The organism is Acinetobacter sp. BSP-28, assembly GCF_044130285.1.
Classification (GTDB): Bacteria; Pseudomonadota; Gammaproteobacteria; order Pseudomonadales; family Moraxellaceae; genus Acinetobacter.
This window is the reverse complement of sequence record NZ_JBIQOB010000009.1, coordinates 1-23391: the sequence shown is the minus strand read 5'-3', so window position 1 is coordinate 23391 and position 23391 is coordinate 1. Positions and strand designations below refer to the sequence as shown.

25 protein-coding genes are annotated in these 23391 nt (G+C 42.5%); 16 read left to right on the top strand and 9 right to left on the bottom strand.

Annotation, left to right across the window (positions count from 1 at the left end; genetic code table 11):
• Window positions 1–55 precede the first annotated feature (55 nt).
• From ACE01R_RS08230 to ACE01R_RS08185, 10 genes are all read left to right on the top strand, one after another.
• Window positions 56–895 (top strand): metal ABC transporter solute-binding protein, Zn/Mn family, encoded by an 840-nt coding sequence (locus ACE01R_RS08230; protein WP_395550329.1) that lies wholly within the window; start codon window positions 56–58, stop codon window positions 893–895.
• 170 nt (window positions 896–1065) lie between these two features.
• On the top strand, window positions 1066–1458 hold the full coding sequence (locus ACE01R_RS08225) for an ATP synthase subunit I (RefSeq protein ID WP_086196642.1): 393 nt from the start codon (window positions 1066–1068) through the stop codon (window positions 1456–1458).
• 111 nt (window positions 1459–1569) lie between these two features.
• The gene (atpB, locus tag ACE01R_RS08220; RefSeq protein WP_092820018.1) at window positions 1570–2445 is read left to right on the top strand and encodes a F0F1 ATP synthase subunit A; all 876 of its coding nucleotides are present in this window, start codon (window positions 1570–1572) and stop codon (window positions 2443–2445) included.
• Window positions 2446–2527: 82 nt separating this feature from the next.
• Window positions 2528–2773 carry a F0F1 ATP synthase subunit C gene (atpE, locus tag ACE01R_RS08215; RefSeq protein ID WP_000424060.1) on the top strand — a complete coding sequence of 82 codons (246 nt, stop codon included), beginning with the start codon at window positions 2528–2530 and terminating at the stop codon, window positions 2771–2773.
• Between the two features lie 38 nt (window positions 2774–2811).
• On the top strand, window positions 2812–3282 hold the full coding sequence (locus tag ACE01R_RS08210) for a F0F1 ATP synthase subunit B (protein WP_086196641.1): 471 nt from the start codon (window positions 2812–2814) through the stop codon (window positions 3280–3282).
• A 12-nt stretch (window positions 3283–3294) separates the two neighbouring features.
• On the top strand, window positions 3295–3831 hold the full coding sequence (locus tag ACE01R_RS08205; protein ID WP_395550328.1) for a F0F1 ATP synthase subunit delta: 537 nt from the start codon (window positions 3295–3297) through the stop codon (window positions 3829–3831).
• A 62-nt stretch (window positions 3832–3893) separates the two neighbouring features.
• A complete protein-coding gene (gene atpA / locus ACE01R_RS08200) occupies window positions 3894–5438 on the top strand; it encodes a F0F1 ATP synthase subunit alpha (protein WP_086196639.1) in 1545 nt (514 codons plus the stop codon).
• 88 nt (window positions 5439–5526) lie between these two features.
• Window positions 5527–6396 (top strand): F0F1 ATP synthase subunit gamma, encoded by an 870-nt coding sequence (gene atpG / locus ACE01R_RS08195; RefSeq protein WP_086196638.1) that lies wholly within the window; start codon window positions 5527–5529, stop codon window positions 6394–6396.
• A gap of 29 nt (window positions 6397–6425) precedes the next feature.
• Window positions 6426–7820 carry a F0F1 ATP synthase subunit beta gene (gene atpD, locus ACE01R_RS08190; protein ID WP_086196637.1) on the top strand — a complete coding sequence of 465 codons (1395 nt, stop codon included), beginning with the start codon at window positions 6426–6428 and terminating at the stop codon, window positions 7818–7820.
• Between the two features lie 26 nt (window positions 7821–7846).
• On the top strand, window positions 7847–8266 hold the full coding sequence (locus tag ACE01R_RS08185) for a F0F1 ATP synthase subunit epsilon (RefSeq protein WP_086196636.1): 420 nt from the start codon (window positions 7847–7849) through the stop codon (window positions 8264–8266).
• A 189-nt stretch (window positions 8267–8455) separates the two neighbouring features.
• Here the strand turns inward: ACE01R_RS08185 and ACE01R_RS08180 are convergent, their stop codons facing one another.
• Window positions 8456–9394, bottom strand: coding sequence for a hypothetical protein (locus ACE01R_RS08180; RefSeq protein WP_395550327.1), 939 nt, complete (start codon window positions 9392–9394; stop codon window positions 8456–8458).
• A 299-nt stretch (window positions 9395–9693) separates the two neighbouring features.
• On the opposite strand from ACE01R_RS08180, the gene ACE01R_RS08175 reads away from it, so the two are divergent.
• Together ACE01R_RS08175 and adhP are read left to right on the top strand one after the other, a co-directional pair.
• A complete protein-coding gene (locus ACE01R_RS08175; RefSeq protein ID WP_395550326.1) occupies window positions 9694–9987 on the top strand; it encodes a hypothetical protein in 294 nt (97 codons plus the stop codon).
• Window positions 9988–10242: 255 nt separating this feature from the next.
• A complete protein-coding gene (adhP, locus tag ACE01R_RS08170; protein ID WP_395550325.1) occupies window positions 10243–11274 on the top strand; it encodes an alcohol dehydrogenase AdhP in 1032 nt (343 codons plus the stop codon).
• A 90-nt stretch (window positions 11275–11364) separates the two neighbouring features.
• Here the strand turns inward: adhP and ACE01R_RS08165 are convergent, their stop codons facing one another.
• The 5 genes from ACE01R_RS08165 to ACE01R_RS08145 form a co-directional block, all read right to left on the bottom strand.
• On the bottom strand, window positions 11365–11970 hold the full coding sequence (locus ACE01R_RS08165; protein WP_395550324.1) for a hypothetical protein: 606 nt from the start codon (window positions 11968–11970) through the stop codon (window positions 11365–11367).
• A 162-nt stretch (window positions 11971–12132) separates the two neighbouring features.
• Window positions 12133–12516 carry an RcnB family protein gene (locus ACE01R_RS08160; protein WP_395550323.1) on the bottom strand — a complete coding sequence of 128 codons (384 nt, stop codon included), beginning with the start codon at window positions 12514–12516 and terminating at the stop codon, window positions 12133–12135.
• Between the two features lie 492 nt (window positions 12517–13008).
• On the bottom strand, window positions 13009–13554 hold the full coding sequence (locus ACE01R_RS08155; RefSeq protein ID WP_395550322.1) for a glutathione peroxidase: 546 nt from the start codon (window positions 13552–13554) through the stop codon (window positions 13009–13011).
• 151 nt (window positions 13555–13705) lie between these two features.
• Complete coding sequence (locus ACE01R_RS08150) at window positions 13706–14248, bottom strand: hypothetical protein (protein WP_395550321.1); 543 nt, start codon at window positions 14246–14248, stop codon at window positions 13706–13708.
• Window positions 14249–14446: 198 nt separating this feature from the next.
• Complete coding sequence (locus ACE01R_RS08145) at window positions 14447–15199, bottom strand: AraC family transcriptional regulator (RefSeq protein WP_395550320.1); 753 nt, start codon at window positions 15197–15199, stop codon at window positions 14447–14449.
• Window positions 15200–15382: 183 nt separating this feature from the next.
• Between ACE01R_RS08145 and ACE01R_RS08140 the strand changes: the two genes are divergently transcribed.
• Window positions 15383–16297: a DMT family transporter gene (locus ACE01R_RS08140; protein WP_395550319.1), complete on the top strand. Its 915-nt coding sequence runs from the start codon at window positions 15383–15385 to the stop codon at window positions 16295–16297.
• Window positions 16298–16714: 417 nt separating this feature from the next.
• On the opposite strand, the gene ACE01R_RS08135 is transcribed toward ACE01R_RS08140, so the two are convergent.
• The 3 genes from ACE01R_RS08135 to ACE01R_RS08125 all read right to left on the bottom strand — a co-directional run bounded on the left by ACE01R_RS08135 (window position 16715) and on the right by ACE01R_RS08125 (window position 19716).
• Entirely contained in the window at window positions 16715–17284 is a 570-nt protein-coding gene (locus ACE01R_RS08135) for an L-threonylcarbamoyladenylate synthase (protein ID WP_395550318.1), read from the bottom strand.
• Window positions 17285–17326: 42 nt separating this feature from the next.
• A complete protein-coding gene (gene dprA / locus ACE01R_RS08130) occupies window positions 17327–18472 on the bottom strand; it encodes a DNA-processing protein DprA (RefSeq protein ID WP_395550317.1) in 1146 nt (381 codons plus the stop codon).
• A gap of 89 nt (window positions 18473–18561) precedes the next feature.
• Window positions 18562–19716 carry a LysM peptidoglycan-binding domain-containing protein gene (locus tag ACE01R_RS08125; protein WP_395550316.1) on the bottom strand — a complete coding sequence of 385 codons (1155 nt, stop codon included), beginning with the start codon at window positions 19714–19716 and terminating at the stop codon, window positions 18562–18564.
• 119 nt (window positions 19717–19835) lie between these two features.
• On the opposite strand from ACE01R_RS08125, the gene def reads away from it, so the two are divergent.
• From def to ACE01R_RS08110, 3 genes are all read left to right on the top strand, one after another.
• Window positions 19836–20366, top strand: coding sequence for a peptide deformylase (def, locus tag ACE01R_RS08120; protein ID WP_395550315.1), 531 nt, complete (start codon window positions 19836–19838; stop codon window positions 20364–20366).
• A gap of 93 nt (window positions 20367–20459) precedes the next feature.
• Window positions 20460–20888, top strand: coding sequence for a DUF2946 family protein (locus ACE01R_RS08115; RefSeq protein ID WP_395550314.1), 429 nt, complete (start codon window positions 20460–20462; stop codon window positions 20886–20888).
• Between the two features lie 89 nt (window positions 20889–20977).
• On the top strand, window positions 20978–23041 hold the full coding sequence (locus ACE01R_RS08110; protein ID WP_395550313.1) for a TonB-dependent copper receptor: 2064 nt from the start codon (window positions 20978–20980) through the stop codon (window positions 23039–23041).
• Window positions 23042–23391 lie beyond the last annotated feature (350 nt).

The following is a 23391-nucleotide window of genomic DNA, read 5'->3' as shown; positions in this document are numbered from 1 at the left end:
ATTTTTGTCGATTTGTTATATTATAACACTTATTGAATATTTGGTGACCTTCTTCATGTGCCGTTTCTTTGCATTTTGTGTTCTGGCTCTATTTAGTAGCGTGGGCTGGACACAAAATCTGGTGGTTTCTACGCATCCAATTTATCTTATCGCTCAGGAAGTTACTCAGGGTGTAGAGAAGCCTGTGCTCTTGTTGCAAGATCAGTCTGGACATGACATTACCCTGACTCCAGCGCATCGCAAAGCCATTTTGGATGCCTCTTTGGTCATCTGGTTAGGTAAGGCACATGAAGCCCCATTGAACAAGCTGTTATCTGATAATCCCAAAGCGATTGCAATTTTAGATTCCGGTATTGTGCAAACCCTGCCTCAGCGTACTACCCGTGGTGTGGCGTTGAACAATACGGTAGATACGCATGTGTGGCTAGATCCCAACAATGCCGTACGTATCGGCTTTTTTATTGCAGCCCTGCGTTCACAACAATTACCAGAACATAAAGAAGCATACTGGGCCAATGCCAAACGCTTTGCTCAAGAAATGTTGCTGAGTGCACAACAATACAATAACAATGCAACAGTAAAGCCTTATTGGGCCTATCATGATGCCTATCAATATCTGGAACGCGCTTTAAACCTGAAATTTTCCGGCGCATTGACCGATGATCCACATGTTGCACCGACCATCGCCCAAATCAAGTATTTAAATGATAGCCGTCCAGCTCGCAATATGTGCCTCTTGGCAGAAGGGCATGCCAGCAAAAACCAGTACCAGAAGTTGAATCCGGTGACCTTTCAGGCTGTCGATGAGAGCATGGGCGGGGAAGGAGACTTTGTGCTGGCATGGAAGAAACTGGCCGATCAAACCTATAAGTGTGTACAAAACGCACGAAAATGATGCAAAAAATAAGCAACAATTGATGAGTTCAAAAGCGATTTATGTAATTAAAAAATCCGACTTAGGTCGGGAAAAGATTGCATGTTCAGGGGTGTAACTCTATAATGCCTGCGATTAAAAACGATCATCAGCTAAACTTGTCAAGCATGATTGCTGTGAGTGAATAAATAATGAGCCGAACTAGTCGCATGATTGACCGACGATTAGCGAAAGCTTTAGTCATCTTACAAGCATGCATGATTCCTGTTTCAGCCTTGATAGCGTGGGTCCTGAAAGACTCAACTGCAGCTTACAGCGCCGCACTTGGTGCGTTAGTGTGTTGGCTTGCAAGTTGTTATTTTTCTTGGCAATCGTTTCGAGCCGCAGGTGCGCGAGCTTCAAAACAGGTTCTTTCGAACATGTATAGAGGCTTGATGGGCAAGTTTGCAATTGTGATTGTTGGTTTCATTTTAATTTTAAGCAACGTCAAACCGTTGTCAGCGGTGGCGCTGTTTTGTGGATTTATACTTGTTCAGACGATGACGTGGGTCGCACCTTTTTGGGCGTCACGACTCCGGAAATAAGTTTAAACACAACAAAAAATTGAAAAGTTTTTTAGGAGAAGAACGAGATATCAGGCAGCACGCGATGTTCGTTCCCTCTATTTAGTATTTGACATTGACCAGGTGTGATTTATGGCTGCTGAAGAACATGCCCTTACTTCGACCGAGTACATCAAGCATCACTTGACCAATTTAACCTATGGCAAAATGCCTGATGGTTCTTGGAAATTGGCTGAGACTGCTGATGAAGCTCAACAGATGGGGTTCACTGCTATTCACTTGGATTCAATGGGTTGGTCTATCACTCTCGGTGTGGTTTTCTGTTTGTTGTTCTGGTTAGTAGCGAAAGCTGCAAACGCTGGTGTTCCTACCAAGTTCCAGTCTGCAATCGAAATGATCATCGAGTTTGTTGACTCAAGTGTCCGCGACACTTTCCATGGCAAGTCACGCTTAATTGCACCACTTGCACTGACCATTTTCGTGTGGATTTTCCTCATGAACGCAATGGACTTGATCCCGGTTGACTTTATCCCGTATACAGCTCAACTGATCGGTGCAAATGTATTTGGCATGGACCCGCATCACGTTTACTTCAAGATTGTTCCATCTACTGACCCTAACGTTACCCTTGGTATGTCATTGTCGGTATTTGTACTTATCTTGTTCTATAGCATTCGTGAAAAGGGCATCGGCGGTTTCGTCGGCGAGTTGGCACTCAACCCATTTAACCCAAGTAACCCAGTTGCAAAAGCGTTGCTCATTCCAGTGAACTTGATTCTGGAACTCGTAACATTCCTTGCACGTCCAGTTTCATTGGCTCTACGACTTTTCGGTAACATGTATGCAGGTGAGTTAATCTTCATCCTCATCGCGTTATTACCGTTCTGGATCCAGTGGGCGTTGTCTGTGCCTTGGGCGATCTTCCACATTCTTGTTATTACGTTACAAGCGTTCATTTTCATGATGCTGACTATCGTATACTTGAGTATGGCTAGCGAAAAACATTAATGGTATTGCCTGACTATCAACGGATGGTTGGGCTTAATTTTTTACTTTAATTTGGTATAAACCTAACCTCTGAGGAATTATCATGGAACTCACTTTAGGTCTAGTTGCAATTGCATCTGCTATCTTGATCGCTTTTGGTGCTTTAGGTACTGCGATTGGTTTTGGTCTTTTAGGCGGCCGTTTCCTTGAAGCTGTAGCTCGTCAACCAGAATTGGCTCCACAACTTCAAACTCGTATGTTCTTAATCGCGGGTCTTCTTGATGCTGTGCCTATGATCGGTGTTGGTATTGGCTTGTTCTTCATCTTCGCTAATCCATTTGTAGGTTAATCAGCTTAATTCCTAAATTAAACCATTGAGGAATAGCAATGAATATCAACCTCACATTGATTGGCCAAGCGATTGCATTTGCGATTTTTGTCGCATTCTGCATGAAGTTTGTATGGCCACCACTAATCAATGCGATTAGTGAGCGTCAGCGTAAAATCGCTGATGGCTTAAACGCTGCTGAAAAAGCGAAAGCTGACCTTGCCGATGCGCAAGCTCAAGTGAAAGCTGAATTAGACGCAGCTAAAGCACAAGCGGCTCAATTGATCGAACAAGCGAACCGTCGCGGTGCGCAATTGGTAGAAGAAGCGCGTACTCAAGCTGCTGCTGAAGGTGAGCGTATCCGTCAACAGGCGAAAGAAGCTGTTGATACTGAAATCAATGCTGCTCGCGAAGAATTACGTCAACAAGTTGCTGCTCTTGCAGTGATTGGTGCAGAAAAAATTCTGACCCAGCAAGTTGACGCAGAAGCTCACAATGCCATGCTGACTCAGCTGGCTGCTAAACTTTAAGAGAGGCGGATTATGGCTGAACTCTTGACGTTGGCACGCCCATACGCTAAAGCAGCATTTGCTTACGCTTCTGAGCAAGGTGCAACTGACGCTTGGTCAAATGCATTAACTTTGCTCAGTGCTGCGGTGCAAGACGAAGCATTTTCAGCTTACTTAAATCGCCCTGAGCTTACTCCTGCAGAGCAGGTGAGTCTTTTTGCTAAAGTTTTAGGTGAAGATCAAACCGCAGCAGTGTCAAACTTTTTGACATTGCTTGCTGAAAATGACCGTTTGACTCTTCTTCCTGAAATTGAAGCTGAATACGAACAGCTCAAATCACAGAATAACAACACTGTGGATGTTGTGATTGAATCAGCATTCCCATTGTCTTCTACACAAGAACAACTACTTGCAGATGCGTTGAAAAAACGCTTTAACGCTGCAGTAAATGTTTCTGTAGAAGTTAAACCAGAGCTAATTGCTGGTGTAGTTATTCGTGCAGGCGACCAAGTGATAGATGATTCTGCGCTTAACAAGCTTGAAAAAATGCGGACTCGTCTTCTTGCGTAATTATTTATAAATATTACTGCGTAAAAGAAGACTGAACTTTAAAAAGATTGAGGTATAGCGCAATGCAACAACTGAATCCATCCGAGATCAGTGCGCTCATTAAACAGCGTATCGGCGATCTGGACACCAGCGCGACCGCTAAGAACGAAGGGACCATTGTTATGGTTTCCGACGGTATTGTGCGTATTCACGGCCTTGCTGATGCAATGTACGGTGAAATGATCGAATTCGACGGCGGCTTATTTGGTATGGCACTGAACCTAGAACAGGATTCAGTGGGTGCCGTTGTCTTAGGTAACTACTTAAGCCTTCAAGAAGGTCAAAAAGCTCGTTGCACAGGTCGTGTATTAGAAGTTCCGGTTGGTCCAGAACTTTTAGGCCGTGTAGTAGATGCTTTGGGTAACCCGATTGATGGTAAAGGCCCTATTGATGCAAAACTTACTGATGCTGTTGAAAAAGTAGCACCAGGTGTAATTTGGCGTCAATCAGTGGATGAACCTGTACAAACTGGTTATAAATCAGTAGATACAATGATCCCTGTAGGCCGTGGTCAACGTGAGTTGATCATTGGTGACCGTCAAACTGGTAAAACAGCAATGGCGATCGATGCGATCATCGCTCAGAAAAACTCTGGCATTAAATGTGTATACGTAGCTATTGGTCAAAAACAATCGACTATCGCTAACGTAGTACGCAAGCTGGAAGAAACTGGCGCTATGGCGTACACAACTGTTGTAGCTGCAGCTGCAGCTGATCCTGCAGCAATGCAGTATCTAGCTCCTTATGCTGGTTGTACAATGGGTGAGTACTTCCGTGACCGCGGTGAAGATGCGTTAATCATTTATGATGACTTGTCTAAACAAGCTGTTGCTTACCGTCAAATTTCATTGCTTTTACGCCGTCCACCAGGTCGTGAAGCATATCCTGGTGACGTATTCTATTTACACAGCCGTTTACTTGAACGTGCTTCTCGTGTATCTGCTGACTACGTTGAGAAATTCACTAACGGTGAAGTTAAAGGCCAAACTGGTTCATTGACTGCATTGCCGATTATTGAAACTCAAGCCGGTGACGTATCTGCATTCGTACCAACAAACGTAATTTCGATTACTGATGGTCAGATCTTCCTTGAAACATCATTATTCAACGCAGGTATCCGTCCTGCTGTGAACGCGGGTATCTCTGTATCTCGTGTTGGTGGTTCTGCTCAAACCAAGATCATCAAGAAATTGTCTGGTGGTATCCGTACCGCTTTGGCGCAATACCGTGAATTGGCAGCGTTTGCTCAGTTCGCTTCTGACCTTGACGAAGCAACTCGTAAGCAACTTGAACATGGTCAACGTGTAACTGAGTTAATGAAGCAAAAACAATATGCTCCTTACTCAATTGCTGACCAGGCTGTTTCAATTTATGCATCTAACGAAGGCTACATGGCTGACGTTGAAGTGAAGAAAATCGTTGCATTTGATGCTGCGTTAATTGCTTACTTCCGTTCAGAACATGCTGCAGTAATGCAAAAAATTGACGAGACTGGTGCTTGGGACAAAGATATCGAAGCTGAATTCAAAGCTGGTATTGAAAAGTTCAAAGCGACTCAAACTTACTAATTTAGCAACTTGCTAAATTAGTGTTGGTTTGGTTCACGGAATCAACCTTCGAGGGCTCGAAAGAGCCTTCGAATACTAGGTTAAGCGTATGGCAAATTTAAAAGAAATTCGCGCCAAAGTAGCTAGTATCAAAAGCACGCAGAAAATTACTCGCGCGATGCAGATGGTAGCAGCTTCTAAGATGCGTCGTGCGCAAGAGCGCATGGCTCAAGGCCGTCCGTATGCCGAAAATATGCACCGTGTAATTGCTCACTTGGTCCAAGCGAATCCTGAATACAAACACCGTTATATGGTTGAACGCCCGGTTAAGCGCGTTGGCTATATCATTGTGTCATCAGATCGCGGCCTTGCTGGTGGTTTGAACATTAACTTGTTCAAGAAAGTGGTTAAACACGTCCAACAGCAACAAGAGCAGTCAATTGAAGTTCAATTTGCTTTAATTGGTCAAAAAGCGGTTTCGTTTTTTAAAAACTACGGCGGTAAAGTGCTTGGTGCAACTACAAACGTAGGTGATGCGCCAAGTCTTGAACAGTTAACTGGTTCTGTACAGGTGATGTTGGACGCTTACGATAAAGGCGAGTTAGATCGTATTTATCTAGTGTCAAACGGCTTTGTCAATGCCATGACTCAAAACCAAAAGATCGAACAGCTCGTTCCTTTAGCAGCAGCTGAAGAAAGCGAAGGTCTGAACCGTCAATACGGTTGGGACTATATCTATGAACCAGAAGCTGAAGAGCTTTTAAATGGTTTATTGGTTCGTTACATCGAGTCTATGGTTTATCAAGGCGTGATTGAAAACATCGCGTGTGAACAGTCTGCACGTATGGTTGCAATGAAAGCTGCAACGGATAACGCGGGTGAGCTGATCAAGAGCCTACAACTTATTTATAACAAGCTGCGTCAAGCCGCGATTACTCAGGAAATTTCTGAGATCGTTGGTGGTGCCGCTGCCGTTTAACATTATTAGTTTGAATTGAGGAGACAGCAATGAGTAGCGGTCGTATCATTCAGATCATCGGCGCGGTTATCGACGTCGAGTTTGAACGTAACAGCGTTCCTAAGATCTATGACGCTCTCCACGTTGATGGCACTGAAACTACATTAGAAGTTCAGCAACAACTTGGTGATGGCGTAGTTCGTACTATTGCAATGGGTTCTACTGAAGGCCTTAAGCGTGGTTTGAACGTAACTAACACTGGCGCGCCTATCTCTGTACCTGTAGGTACTGCATGTTTAGGTCGTATCATGGACGTTCTTGGTCGCCCTATCGACGAAGCTGGTCCAGTTGCCACTGAAGAACGTTTGCCGATTCACCGTCAAGCACCTTCTTATGCTGAACAAGCAGCTTCTACTGACCTTTTAGAAACTGGTATTAAAGTAATTGACTTACTTTGCCCGTTCGCTAAAGGTGGTAAAGTTGGTCTGTTCGGTGGTGCCGGTGTTGGTAAAACTGTAAACATGATGGAGTTGATCAACAACATCGCTAAAGCTCACTCAGGTTTATCTGTGTTTGCTGGTGTTGGTGAGCGTACTCGTGAAGGTAACGACTTCTATCACGAGATGAAAGACTCTAACGTACTTGACAAAGTAGCGATGGTTTACGGTCAGATGAACGAGCCACCAGGTAACCGTTTACGCGTAGCGTTGACTGGTCTTACTATGGCTGAGTACTTCCGTGACGAGAAAGACGAAAACGGTAAAGGCCGTGACGTTCTATTGTTCGTAGACAACATCTACCGTTATACACTAGCAGGTACTGAAGTATCAGCACTTCTAGGTCGTATGCCATCTGCAGTAGGTTACCAACCGACTCTTGCAGAAGAGATGGGTGTTCTTCAAGAACGTATTACATCTACTAAGTCTGGTTCGATTACATCTATCCAAGCGGTATATGTACCTGCCGATGACTTAACAGATCCATCGCCTGCAACTACATTCGCCCACTTGGACGCAACTGTAGTATTGAGCCGTGACATCGCATCTTCTGGTATTTACCCAGCGATCGATCCACTTGACTCTACTTCACGTCAGTTAGACCCATTAGTTGTTGGTGCTGAGCATTATGAAATTGCACGTTCTGTACAGAACGTATTGCAACGTTATAAAGAGCTTAAAGACATCATCGCGATCTTGGGTATGGACGAGCTTGCAGAAGAAGATAAGTTGACTGTTTACCGTGCGCGTAAAATCCAACGTTTCTTCTCTCAACCGTTCCACGTAGCTGAAGTGTTTACTGGTGCTCCTGGTAAACTTGTACCGCTTAAAGAAACTATTCGTGGCTTTAAAGGTCTTCTAGCTGGTGAATACGATCACATCCCAGAACAAGCGTTCTACATGGTTGGTGGTATTGACGAAGTTATTGCTAAAGCCGAGAAACTTTAATTAGCTACCTAATTTAGGAGATTCTCATGGCGACTATGCAATGTGACGTTGTAAGTGTTAAAGAGTCTTTGTACTCAGGCACTGTAACTATGCTAATTGCTAAAGGTGCTGGCGGTGAGTTGGGTATTATGCCTGGCCATGCTCCGCTAGTAACTTTACTCAAGCCGGGCGCAATCCGCGTTCTGCTTGAAAATGGTACAGAAGAGTTAATCTATGTATCTGGTGGTGTACTTGAAGTTCAACCGCACGTTGTTACTGTACTTGCAGACACTGCAGTACGTGCTGACAACCTTGATGAAGCAGCAATTATTGAAGCTCGTAAACAAGCTGAACAATTGCTAGCAAATCAAAAGAGCGACTTGGACTCTGCTGCTGCTTTGGCTGCTCTTGCAGAAACTGCTGCTCAGCTGGAAACCATCCGCAAAATCAAAAACCGCGCTCAATAAGACGCAGTTGGAGATTGAAAAACCACCCGAAAGGGTGGTTTTTTATTTGAAGATAGAATGCTCAAAACATTTGGTTCTTAAAAATAGGTTTTTAAAAATTGACTTTATACTATCGCCTTTCAATTTTTCCTACTTTTCCTAGGAGATGATTCATGCTTAAAAAGCGGAGTGAATTTTCTAGATTGAATTCTATTTTTCTTTAAAGAAAGCCTCTCTGAGCTGACCTAATAGCAGATAACTTACCTTGTCATCTTGTATCTTAATCAGTTGCTTTAATTTTTCAGCTTTGGGTATATCTTCCGGAACGATAATCTCTTCTCCAGATTGATCAGCATATGAAATAGGTCGAGGGCTTGCCGTGACCAGATTGGATGAAGCGGGATATTCAACATGCCAAAGCTGAGTAGAAAGAGCCATGATGTATTTATATTCATCCGTATCTGGATGAAAACGTTTATACAGTTGCAAATCTTGCAACGCTTCTAAACGATCACGTGGGGCAGTGGGGGAAGAACTTTGCCATCCGGCAATGATCGGGTGAATCTCATGTTGCATCAAATGGTAGTCAAGCCAGTCACCAAGTAGGCTGTGGTCAATATCTGCAACATAATCGCTGTCTTGCTGGATCAACTGTTGTAGCTGTTGCAATACGCTCATTTCTTGTTGCTGGAGCGCGTAACGTGCTTCAGTATCGAATTGTTCCAAATCTGCCACTGGCAGATCTAGAAAACGTTGTTGCTGTTCAAAAGCATCAACAATATTGTTTTGATGGACATTATTCCATTGTTGCAAGGTATGAATTTCAAGCTGTTGAATTTCTTTAAATGCTGTGCTTTCGTAGTGACTGAGCTTAAGGCGCTGGATATTTTGTTGATTAAATTCAATTCGTTGTTTGATGTATTCAACATAAGGACCGGTTTGTTTTGGGCTAACTGGCTGGATGACATCAACCAATAACAACTGCTGTTGTTGATTGTGTTTGAGCCAGTCCTGAATCAGTTGAACATCTTTTATGGGGTGAGAAAAAAATTGATTTAAGCGTGGGGTAGTTTTTTCAGGCATGATGAAATGCAACATGCCATATGCCATGATTGCCAAACAGACCACCACAAGAATAATTTTTTTCATGTTATAAAATATTTTTCTGTGTTTGCTATTTGTACATATTATATGAAAAATGAGAAGTGGCTAACGTTTTTTATAAAAAATATCAATTGTATATAAGGAAAAATAGAAAACAGAGCAGTGTTCATAATTTTCCACTTAAAGATTTCATCTGATCTTACTTCCAGCTTATATCTCTAATTTTTTAGATTGCTCATATTTTTTATTTCATTTCAGCAGTGCAGAAATAGCATCTAAAGTTGCATATATTTTATTCATCTCCTGTACTAAGTTAAATTCATTTCATTCACAAATTTTCTCTTATGAACCTTATCGAACACGAACCGCACTTTTGGGAACTTTACCAAGACTTTGATCATTATTATCTCAGCATTGCTGTAGATATGAGTTCCGTCGTGTCCTGCTGGGACCTGGTATTAACTCAAGATGAAATCCAAACTTATAAACAGCAAGGTCGAGTGAGTATTCAAGATCTGGCAAAATCCATAGTTGCTGCAGCTTATAAAGGTGATTTTTCCATCATGGAAAGCCGTTTAGCCTCATCCAAAGAAAAACAAGCCATGCAGGCTGCTTTTAAACAGTGGCGTGTACAGTAAGATCCATGAATCCGTAAGGATTAACCTTGCTTTGCTGTTATTTATAGCCTTACCAGAGATTTCTCAAATCGGTTTCAAAATAAGAAGCAATCATTTCAAAGCCAGCAACCATTGTATCGTTGAACGGCAAGCACATCTAAAGCGATCAAATTTCATACAAATCCACTCATTTTGATGATTTATTGTTGGATATAGTGGAGCTGAGGCTCCTCAAAAAAGAGTTTTCTCGGTATGTGTAATATGGAGAATACAAAAATGGCAAATACAATGAAAGCTGCTGTGGTGACGGCATTTAACCAACCGCTGCAAATTCAAGAAGTTGAAATTCCAAAAATCAGTCCGGGTAAAGTCCTGGTGAAAATCATAGCAACAGGCGTTTGTCATACCGATCTGCATGCCATGCATGGGGATTGGCCGGTGAAACCGACTTTACCTTTTATTCCAGGACATGAAGGCGTAGGTGAAGTCATCGAGGTGGGAGAGGGTATAGAGCATTTAAAGGTTGGTGATATTGTCGGTGTACCATGGTTGTATTCAGCATGTGGTCATTGCGATCATTGTTATGCCGGCTGGGAAACCCTATGCAAGAAACAGCAAAATTCAGGTTATTCAGTGAATGGCAGTTTTGCTGAATATTGCCTGGCCGATGGTGATTACGTCGGGGTGATTCCTGAAGGTGTCGATCTGCTGGAAATCGCACCGATTCTGTGTGCTGGAGTGACCGTCTATAAAGGCTTGAAAATGACTGAAGCTAAAACCGGGGATTGGGTGGCCATTTCCGGGATTGGTGGTCTAGGTCATGTGGCTATTCAATATGCCAAGACCATGGGGTTTAATGTGGTAGCGATTGATGTAGATGATTCTAAACTGGAATTAGCTAAAAACTTGGGTGCTGATGTGGGCATTAATGCCCTGAAAGTCGATGTCAAAGAAGAGGTCATGAAAGCTACAGGAGAAGGCTGTCATGGTGTCTTGGTAACAGCAGTATCACCGAAGGCATTTGAACAGGCGGTGGCGATTGTTCGCCGTGGCGGCACCATGGTGTTAAACGGGTTGCCACCAGGCACATTTGATTTGTCGATTTTTAATATGGTGCTGGAAGGAATTACTGTGCGTGGTTCCATTGTCGGAACGCGTCTGGACTTGAAAGAAGCGCTTGATATTGCAGCACGCGGTAAGGTGAAGGCGCATATTCATGTTGAACCGCTTGAGAATATTAACGATATTTTTGACCGCATGGAGCAGGGCAAAATTGACGGCCGTATCGTGATTGATATGAAACTCTAATCTTCAATGCTTTATATTCATTTAAACAGACCAATTCAGCCGGACTGAATTGGTTTTTATTTATAGAATTAGCCTTTATTTATCAAGTAATCAGCTTTCCTGATTGGTTTCACTTTCACTGGCATCCTTCTGACCTTCAGGAATCATCATTCCTGCCAGTTTGATCATTTCCAGCTGAATATTGCCCATCTGCTGTTCAATTTTCTTGAAATCGACCTGAGTCAAATTCACTTCGCCATTTAAAAATGGGGTAGCCAGAACTTGCTGATTGGCTTGCATCAAATTTTGACGAATGGAATCAATTTCCTGACTTTTCAGGTTCAGACTGGTCAGCGCCTGATTAAATCCCGTCAGTTGTTGTTGCAGATCTTTGGCAGTGGCTTGCAGCTGCTGTTGATCTTTATCATTGATAGCAGTTTCTAAATCAGTCTGAGTTTGCTTCAACTGTTCAACGTAATCACCCGCTTTAAGCTGCATATCGGCAACATCGCGAACGATATAAAACATGTTGCCACTTTTCAGTTCGGTTTTAGCTGCGGGTTCTGTAGCTGATTGGGTAGAGACCTGGTCGGAGGCTTCGCTGGATGTTTCATTTTCTGTTGAATCCGGAGTATTGGATTGTTCACAACCAATCAGCAAAAGGCCCGCACTAAACATCACAAAAGGAGAAACCACATTTTGGATGAATTTTTTCATATCTCTTTCATTTCAGCTTCAATCAATATTCTTCAATATAAGGGTAGAATGTGGAGAAAAAACAGATTGTTGCAAAGTGATAACAAATATTTTGAATATCAAGGATTGAGTTATGAAAAAAGAGCGCTGCAGCGCTCTTTAGATTTACAAAGCTCACTAAAATCAATCTTTCATAATTTTCACAATACTGTGATTGAGCGTATTAATCAGTACATAGTCCCCATTAACGCGAATCCAGCGCTGATTTTTGGCCGGTTTGCTCAAATTTTTATAACGCTTATGATCAATTTCGTAGCCTTTACCATAATAATGTGAAGGCAAGGCCTGACCGGCTTTCCAGTCGCGGGATGGTTTTAAAACCCGGTCTTGTACGACTTCATGATGACGCTGTTCAGCGTGCTGCTGGCCATGTGTGTTACCCGAATGCATATTTTGGGTGTGGCTGTTATTTTCATGGGCATGAGCAGGTGGCGCAGCGATTGCTGCAGGTGCTGCGAGCACGGCAGTGGTTAAAGCAAAGAGTCCAGCGTGTACTAGTTTTTTCATGGGTTTACCTACGCTTAAAATAGCTGTCAGCCAATATTTTTATTTCACCTCTAAGTTAAAGAGAAAACGTGAATAATCTATTGTATAAATGTAATTTGCCGCCTGCTCTGAAGCATTAATGGCATGGAACTCTCTGAATTCCTTCCTTGATTTGAATCTGCTAATTTCTGGATGACACGAGTGCCGATTTCTCTTTTTTTGCTGCTCAGGAATTTTCAAAGTAGTAGGACAATCGGCTTTAATTATCCGTAAGTAGCGTGTTTTGTTTGGTGATGATTTTGACCGGCATCTCATTCATGCGGCAGGTTATTTCACCGATATGATGATAAAAACCGGGGGATAGAAATAGCCTGATGTTTGTTCGGCTCTGAACCATGTTTAACAGACATCATATTTGGACAGGTTTTTGAAAAATAAAGTGATTGATAGAACAATAAAGCCGACTTCAGCCTGAATGAAACAGGCTGAAGTCGGCCGGTTCAGATCCTGCTTTTATTTGGCAAGTTCAGCATTAATTGCATCAACAATACGCGGATCATCGGCTGTGATGTCCGGGGCAAAGCGGGCTACCACTTCACCTTTTTTATTGATCAGGAATTTTTCAAAATTCCATAACACTTCAGGCTGCTCATTTGGAGTCAGGCCATAATCGACCAGATCTTTCCACCAAGGTCCTTCGCCAATACGTTCAGGAATGGCCTGAGTCAGGGTTTGATAAAGTGGATGCTTATCTTCACCTGCTACGGAAATTTTAGAAAATAGCGGAAAATCCACCTGATAATTCAAAGAACAAAATTCCTGGATTTCTGCATCAGAACCCGGTTCCTGAGCCAGGAAATTATTGGCAGGAAAACCTAAAATTTCCAGTCCTTGGTCTTTCTTTTCTTTATACAGTTTTTCTAAGCCTTCATATTGCGGGGTTAAACCGCATTTAGAGGCGACATTCACCAACAGCAATACTTTGCCTGCATATTGATTTAAGGTGATGTCCTGTCCGGCAATGGTCTTGACCGGAATATCATAAACAGATTGGCTCATGAGAAAGTCCTTGAATATTTGAATTTGAATGACTGCTTTGTTTTAAAGCTTATTGTGTCGATCGACAAGTCTTTATTGAGATCTGGATGGTAATCTTTCATGCAGGGTAAATAAAAACAGGCCAATCGACCTGTTTTTATCATGCAATGCATTATTGTGCGGTTTTGACTTTGTTTTCCAGAGCCTGCATGTCGGCGACCAGTTCTTTTTGCAATTGCGTTGCCTGGTCTCGCAGTTCAGCAATTTTTTTCATATCCGGTTTTTCGGCAATACTTTCTTCAGAAAGTTCTATACCCAGATTATTGGATTCTTTAATTTTTTCCCGTACTTTGTCTAGCTCAGTACTTTTCAGAGCTAAAGCATCCAGATCCTGGTTAAAGTTCGCAATATAGGTTTTCATTTCTGCAATGATCGTATTTAGTGCGGCTTTATCATTTTTTTGCGCAGCCTGATTGGCTTTATTTTGCAAGTCTAAAGCCTCTTTGGAACGATTTTGGGAGAGCGTTTGGATTTCAATTAAATCATTTTTAATATCTTTGATATTGTTTGTACTCAGCGCTGCGGTTGCAGGTTGTGTACTCGTAGGGGAAGCGCTGGTAGCTGCTGACGATGCGGGTGCTTCATTTGGTTTTTTATCACAGGCCGTTAATGCCAGAGTAGCAACACAGAGTGAAGCCAGTAATGGTGTTTTCATATCGCATCCTTATAGATCCAATGACAACATCAGATCTAACTATTTAAAAACATTAAAAAGTTAAGAAATATCTTCTAGAGACTCCCTTTAATAGAGTGCTGTCATCAAAATGGCATAGGACTTTAACCCCTGACTAGGGCATTTTTGTTGTTAAGCTGCTGCAAATTGCAAAGCAGGTTATTTAAGTTCATGTAAGTATTAGATATCACGCAGTTGAGCAGGTGTTTGTTCGGTATAGCGTTTAAAAAACTCAATAAAGCTGGAACTATGCTGATAACCCAGCTCATAGGCCAATTTTTTCACGGTCTTGCCTTGGCGAATTTGAGCAATCGCATATAAAATTTTAGCCCGATTGCGCCATTCGGATAAGCTCAATTGTAACTCTTGCTGGCTCAAGCGCAGTAAATGTCGTTCGCTCATAGGCGAGCCGCTGAGAAGTTGCTGCAGACTCTTGTGAAATAGCTCTGGATTGGCCAATTGCTGTAATAGCGGTTTAAGCAAAACATGGTTGGTTTGCGGTAAATAGTGATCATATGCCGCTGCAGTTTTTAGTTGATCCATCAGTACCAGTAATAAATGCTGATAATGTCGTGTGGTTATATCCTGCTGTTTTTGCTCTAGGATTTCATGCACCAAATGCCGAAGAAAGGGGCGAATACTTAAGGTTTTCGTACAAGGTGCAAAATGCTGACATAAGCAAGGATGTACTCGAATACAGATATAGTGGGTGATTTGTTCATCTAGTGCGATAGAGGTATGTGCTGTTTGTGGGGGGAGCCACAGACCATAATTGGGTGGTGACAGATAAATTTGTCCTTCAATTTCATATTCCAAAATACCATTCAAACTAAAATTGAAATCACCCCATAATGAACTGTGTGGCGCAATAATTTCATCTTTCTGATAAAAGAAATCATCCACTTCTATATAATTTTGAATCTGCTGGAGCATGTGAATGTCCTTGATTTTTATGTATGCGTATATTCATGTCTGAAAGATATTGGGTGTCATTTCAATCGTCACAACCCAATGCTTTAGTGTTCTGAGCGCAGTATTAATGTCTGAAATTCGCTATTATAATTATTTCAGACTTCAGTAAAAATAAAAACTGAACATTCAAGCAGGGTACAGGGCATGACACAGCAACACAAAACAGTCTGGTGGGCATTTGTTTTGCCATTAGTTGCAGTTTTAATCTGGTCGATGAACATTACTGTAACCCGTTATGTGGCGGACTATATTTCTCCGGTTAGCATCAGTTTCTATCGCTGGCTGGTGGCTTTTATCGTCTTAACCCCGTTTATGCTGGGCAAGGTCTGGCGTGAACGTCAGCTGGTTTTGACACACTGGAAGCAACTCGCCGTTCTTGGTGCTTTTGGTATGGTGCTGTATCAAGGGTTAGGCTATAGCGCCGCGCATTATACGACGGCCACCAATATGGGCATTATCAACGCCTTTATTCCGGTATTTACCATCTTTGTATCCATGGTCATGCTCAAGGACATTCCCAACCGTTTTGCCGTCGTAGGCAGCATCTTGTCTCTTGCCGGTTTGCTCTATGTCATGGCGCAGGGAAATTTCGCCCAGCTGGTGCAATCAGGTGGACATCTGGGTGATGTCATGATGGTGTTGGCGGTATTTTTTTATGCATTTTATGGCGTTTTCCTGAAAAAATGGCAACTCCAGATTCCCTTGCTGATCAGTCTTTATGTTCAGATTATTTTTGCCCTGCTTTACCATTTGCCCTTCGTTTTATACTTGGGGCTGGATGCAATTGATCGGCACAATTTAAGCAGTATGCTGTATGCTGGTATTTTCCCATCTTTGATTGCACCATTGGTCTGGATGCTGGCGGTACAGATGATCGGACCGAATCGCACCAGTATTTTTATGAATTTAATGCCGGTCTGTACGGCCATTATTGCCAATCTGTGGTTAGGTGAAGCATGGACCATGTATCACAGCATCGGTGGTCTGGTCATTTTATTGGGTATTTTATTGGCTCAAAAGAAAGATCTACCCGTCACAACTGCAAAATTAAATGCATAAACGTAAAAACAACAGATTAAAAAATAGACAAACGAATTGATTTTTACAATTAATTTTTATGGAAATAAAGTCTGAATGATGGTTTTAATAAGTATTTAAAATGGATGTTTAGCTAAAAGATAATTAAAAAATAGTGAGATAATTTAAATTATTAATCAAAAAATGATAACTGTTGATAGGTTTTAACTGTCTTTTAAGATAAATAATATATTTGTATAAAGAAATCAGTTATTACATAATATTTATATCGTGAATGTTTAAGTTATTCTTAACAATATTAAACTTTCGCAACCAGATTTACAGACCCTCTGGATGTGATTTATACACATCCTTTTTATGCTCAACCGTCCCTATATGGTTGAGCTTTTTTTTGCCTGAAAATAGTATTCAGCCCGTATTCTATCAAAATGACCCGCATTAAGCGCGGATCACTTCACCTGTTTCAGCATCCATAATACGGCTCGGTTCTTTACTCAGCCCCAAATCGCCATTTAAATAATTCACCTGACTGGAAAAATATTGGCTAGCTTCCTGAAGGGAACGGGCAGGATTTCCGCCAGCAGGATTGGCACTGGTCGAGACAATAAAACCGTTAAAGGCATTGCATAGCGCAACGCATAAGGGGTGGGTCGTAACCCGTACCGCTACTTTGGGATGGTTGCCTTTGATCCATGCAGGAATATGATTACCTGCGGGTAATAACCAGGTGGTTGCGCGTTCAGTGGGAGAGCGATGACTCCAGGAATCAATCACCTTTTGACGCATTTCCGCAGTTAATGGTTCTAACAGATGTTCTACCTGTGCAATTTGTGCTGCCAGTAAAATCACCCCTTTTTCAATGGGACGTTGCTTTAAACGTAAAATTTCCAAGAACGCTTGTTCGTTAAAAGGATCACAGCCTAAGCCCCAAACTGCCTCTGTAGGATATGCTAAAACCTGTCCCTGCTTTAGACATTGAGCAGCTTCGGCAACAGAGGTGGTAATCATCAGATCTTTCCCTTCATATTTGTTAAAGGGCTATTGTGAACCTTATTTGCCTGGACGACAACGTAGATACAAGCCCGCTTGCTGGGTACATAAGCCAAGTAATTCCAGTTCCATCAATTGGCTGGTCAGGGTAGCAACGTCTGACTGCTGCTGAATGACCAGCTCATCCAGATGTTGTCCGACCCAGTCCAGCTGATTGTACAAAACGCTTAAATGCGCCGGGAGCTCGGGTTGAGTATCTGGATAGTGGAGTTGGCTAGCCTGGTTGCTGTGCTGTTGAGTATGCCATTGAGTTGGCAGTGCCAGATCTTCAATCACCTGATCAGGATGATCAATTAAAATGGCACCTTCACGAATCAGTTGATGGCAGCCTTGATGGTGCTCGCTATAAATATGTCCTGGAATGGCAAAGATCAATTTGCCTTGTTCAGCCGCCCATTTCGCCGTGATTAAAGAACCACTTTTCAGTGCAGCTTCTGCAATAATGACGCCGAGGCTTAAGGCACTGACAATGCGGTTGCGCCGTGGAAAATGCTGCTGTAAAGGAGGAGTCCCGGGCAAGAACTCGGTGATTACCGTACCAGCCTGAGCAATAATCTGTTGTCGCAATTGCTGATGTCTGTTCGGATAGGTTTGGTCTAGACCTGTACCCATCACGGCAATGGTCCGATTGTGCTGCAAAGCGCCTTGGTGGGCTGCTTCATCAATGCCTTGTGCCAGGCCACTGCTGATATAAAAGCCTTTTTCACTGAGATAATAAGCAAAGTCATAGGCCACTTGTCGTCCATGACTACTTGGCTTGCGGCTACCGACAATGGCAATTTGCGGTTGCAACAGGGCTAGAGCATCGCCTTGACCAAACAGAATTGGTGGTTTATCGGCATAGGGCAGCAGTTGCTGCGGGTAGTGTGCGTCCTCCTGCAACAGCACAAAATCACTCTGTTTTTGAATCAGATCAATACAATGCTGAAATTGCCGCTGTGATTCAGTAAGATGAAAATTTCGCAGCCGTTGAATATGATTTTTGTGAATGCCAAGCTTTTGCCAGGTTTCAATTTGATCAGGCTGTGTTGCCTCGGCCAGATGGGTATAGTGTTGATGAATTTTATAAAAGCTGGTCAGCGAGTGTTGGACCAGAAACCATACGCGAATGTAATCCAGCTGCAAGGGGCTTAATGAGTTGAGCATAACGAGACCTTTAAATATGTCTTCTTTTTATTAGATAAAACTAAAATGAGGCTGAATCTCAGCCTCATTTCTACTGTTAGATTTAAAAGTTATTCATCCATCAGTGGCGGCTGAACGCCAGCACCCACTTTAATTGGTAATTCACTATCCAGTACATAAGCATAACTTAGGTTATCAAAGCTTTTGAATACCATGATATTACCAATGCGCTGACCAGGAAGCTGAACGCGTTCTTTGGTTTTTGGATCAGTGACTATTTCGCCTTTCTGATTAACCGTCAAGACTTGTCCTGCTTGAATGCCTTGTACGCTACCACGGTCAATGGTCACCACACTGTGTTTTGCAGCAGTGCCAATTGATCCCATCACGCGAACTACTTGGCCACCCGCAACCACATCTTCAGCATTGGTTGGGTAGAACAAGGTTGGAAGCATTGGATCGTATTCAGGCAATACACGGTCGCCACGACGAACTTCAGAATTATACGTATCTGTTAGTTCCAGGGTGGTGATGTCATTTTCACCACGGATGGCAACACCAGATGCAACCTGAATCAATTCAAGACCGGCATTGTATTTTTTGCCTTTGGCATCGGTAAACATGTACGGTTCACCTTCACGGTAAACAGCATAGCGTTGACCCACTTCCAGACCATTGCCGCGCGCGTATACGGTTTGACCTTGAGCAGCAAGAACACGTTGGTCCGCAGTACCTAAAATGTAAGGTGTGCCTGCAACCGATTCAGGTGCCACAATGGTGCTGCGTTCTAACCATTGCTTGATGTATTCCAGTGGAATGACAGGAATGGCATTGTTTAATGATTCAACCCGAACCTGAGGTTGTAACTTGGTACCCCCGGTATAACGACGAATAATCCCTTCACAGCCATCACCTTCATCTTTTCCGATAATCGGTTTGCCATTATAGGTACACATGAGCAGGCGGTCGCCCGGGAAAATCCAGTGTGGATTTTTCACATGTTTATTGCTGGCCCAGATTTCAGGCCAACGTACCGGATTTTTCAAAAATCTTTTGGAAATATCCCATAAAGTATCGCCTTTTTTCACCACATAAACTTGTGGTGCTCCGGCTTTTAATGCAGGTGGATTGATATTACGGGCAGGTGCGGCTTCAGCAACGCTTACCATCCCGGCCCCGACACTTACACATACGGCAAGTGCCAATAATTGTTTTTTAAACCCCAAGGCACTAAAAGTTGGCATGCCCTTCAAAACCTTTTTCATTATCATAATTCCTAAAATTATGTATGTAGTTGCGTTATAATAACGATATTACACACATTTTTTTGATGAAGCATTCCTTCATTTTGTTTTTTGATCAATGGCATAAGTGAGGACACCGTATGGCCTTATTACCTATTTTAAGTTTCCCGGATCCCCGTCTTCGTACCATTGCTAAACCAGTCGAAGAAGTCACTGATGAAATTCGTCAGCTCGCAGCCGATATGTTTGAAACCATGTATGAAGCCCCAGGTATTGGTTTGGCTGCTACACAGGTAGATCATCACATTCAGCTGATTGTCATGGATTTATCTGAAAAGAAAGATCAACCCATGGTATTTATTAACCCCAAAGTTACTCCATTAACTGAAGAAACTCAGCCTTATGAAGAAGGCTGTCTGTCAGTGCCTCAAATATACGACAAAGTTGAGCGCCCGTCACGTGTAAAAATTGAGGCAATTAACCTTGAAGGTCAATCATTTGAGCTGGAAGCAGACGAACTTCTCGCTGTTTGTATTCAACATGAAATGGATCACTTAAATGGTAAATTATTTGTCGATTATTTATCGCCTTTAAAACGTCAACGTGCACGTGAAAAAGTGGAAAAAGTGGTGCGTCAGCGCCAAAAAGAAAAAGTTGCAGTGAAGCGCTAATCCATAAAATTCCTGGACTAAATAGTTTAAAAAAAAGCCCAATTCAAATTGGGCTTTGTTATACTTGCATCCGACAAATTTTTGGATTTGCCTGTGCTTTTACGTAGTGGTCTACTGCTATCTTGTATAGCCGTATTTTTACAGATTGCTGTATTTTTACAGCCTTTGCTACCGAAGCAATATCAGGTTGCTCCGGTCTGTGAAACCATTACGCGTGCATTATTACTCGATTCTACTTCTATTCATCAAACTTCTACTTCTGAACATTCTCAGCATCAGATCCATCAAGACGCTCAAGAGTATGAACAACATGCAGGGCATGATCATGATGCCAATCATCAATGTCAGTACTGTACTGTCTACGGTAATTTGGTTTTGCCCCCTGAATTAGAAGTCAAAGAAGTTTTAGATCGTATTCAGGTTCGCTTAATTGCATTCCAGAAGACCTTTAGTCATGTCTGGTTTGTTTTGCAGCGACTCTTTCTTCTGCCCCAAGGGCGAGCCCCACCACTATTTGCATAAATCAAAAGGTATTTTCCGGGTCTTGACTGACTCTAGCCTTGCGCTGCTTTACCGCAGCTCATTATTTATGTATTAGTGAGATTGAAAAAATGGCTCAGCCTAAATTCTTTTTACAGCCTCTTGCGGCTGCGATTTGTGTTGCCAGTTATTCCGCGACTGTGTTTGCCGAGCAACAAACGAGCACCGTTCAAACGTTAGCCCCGATTGTGGTAACGGCCCATCAAGGCAATGATGCCAATGGTTTGATTGTGCATGCAGACCCTAAACAGCCCATCCAGCCTATTCCGGCCAGTGATGGTGCAGATTATCTGCAAAGCATTATGGGATTCAGTTCGATCAAAAATGGCGGCACCAATGGCGATGTGACTTTCCGTGGCATGTTCGGTTCGCGGATTAAAATTTTAGCAGATGGCACAGAAAATCTGGGTGCCTGTCCAAACCGTATGGATGCGCCAACCTCTTATATTTCACCGGAAAGCTATGACCGTATTTCGGTGATTAAAGGACCACAAACGGTGCAATATGCCAATACCGGTTCGGCTGCGACGGTGATCTTTGAGCGTGAAGCTGAAAAGTTGAGTCAAGATAAGCCTTATCGGGGGCAGGCGAGTGTACTGGCAGGTTCATATGGTCGGCTGGATCATAATGTAGAAGCAGCCGTTGGTGATGAGCAGAAATATGTGCGCCTGAATGCCAATCGCTCTGTTTCCGATAGCTATAAAGATGGTAATGGTAATACTGTTCCTTCAGATTGGGAACGCTGGAATGCAGATGTGGCATTGGGTTGGACACCGGATGAAAACACCTGGGTGGAGCTGACTGGTGGCAAGGCGGATGGTGAAGCAGTGTATGCTGGCCGCTCAATGGATGGTTCGCAATTTGCTCGTGAAAGTCTGGGACTTCGTGTAGAAAAGAAAAATGTCACCGATGTGATCAAGAAAATCGAAGCACAAGTGAACTATAGCTTTAATGATCATGTCATGGATAACTTTAGCTTACGTGAATTTAAACCTGACGGCATGATGAATATGCCGATGGCCTCCAATGTAGCGCGAGAAACCTTGAATGCACGTCTGGCTGTAACTCATCAATGGGATAAATTGCAGTTGATTAGCGGTATTGATAGTCAAAATAACGAACACTCCAAGCGCAGCGGCAGTTTAATGAAACCCTATCAAGATCAAGCGCGTAGTAAAGATATGAAATTCCGTTCCTATGGTGCTTTTGGGGAGCTCAGTTATCAGTTGAGTGATCAAAATAAATGGGTGGGTGGTGTTCGTGTAGATCAGGTCAATGTCAAGGATTTACGTTCTGAATCTGTAGACAAAGGCTATAACCGAGAGTTAGATAAAACATTGCCAAGCGCATTTATCCGTTTGGAAAACCAGCATCCAGAGCATGATGCTAAAACCTATATCGGCGTAGGTTATGTCGAACGTATGCCGGATTATTGGGAGCTGTTCAGTACTGCGCATGGCAATCCCGGAACCGTGAACTCATTTAATGGGATCGATACCGAAAAAACTTTGCAGCTGGATTTAGGCTATCAACATGAACATGGCGCACTCAATTCCTGGGTTTCTGCCTATGCAGGATTAATCAATGATTATGTGTTGATGAGTTATCACATGCATAGCATGCCTGGAATGATGAGCCATGGTAAAACAGCGGGTGCTAAAAATGTCGATGCCACGATTGCTGGTGCTGAAGCAGGAGTAGGTTATCAATTTACCGATCATCTGCAAGCCGATGTCAGCGCGATGTATGCATGGGGTAAAAATACCACTGACGATAAAGCCTTACCGCAAATTGCCCCTTTGGAAGGGCGGGTAAATCTTCGTTATATTCAGGATAAATATACCTTGGGTGCATTATGGCGAATGGTCGATCGTCAAAACCGCATCAGTAAAGATCAGGGCAATATTGTGGGTTATGACCTGGCTGAAAGCAGCGGTTTTGCCACCTTATCCTTGAATGGCACCTATCATGTTCGTGATGGTGTGGATTTGTCTGTAGGTGTAGATAATGTGTTTGATAAAACCTATAGCGAACATTTAAACAAGGCAGGCAGTGCTGGCTTTGGTTTTGCCGCCGATGAGCAATTCAATAATATTGGCCGAAATTATTGGGCGCGAATGAGTTTCAAATTCTAATTTGAATGGTTTTAATACAAAAAGCAGGGCGATTGTCCTGCTTTTTGTCTTTTAGATTTAGTTAATTTAATTAAAAACAATAACTTATAATTTATAGGTATTTCGAAAGAAAATAATCAACATTTTTATTAAAAAAATTTAATTATATAAAACATATATTTATGAAATTGTTGGTTTATAAAATAAACACACAATTCAACTCATTTAAAAAAGGTGTTGCAAGCCCACTAAAATGCTGTAGAATGCACATCCATCGGCGGTGATGAAGATTAAAACTTCTGATAAAACAGCAACTTAGCGCGAAGTGTTGAGATTGGGTTTTAGAAAGAAAGTTTAAAATAATTTGAATT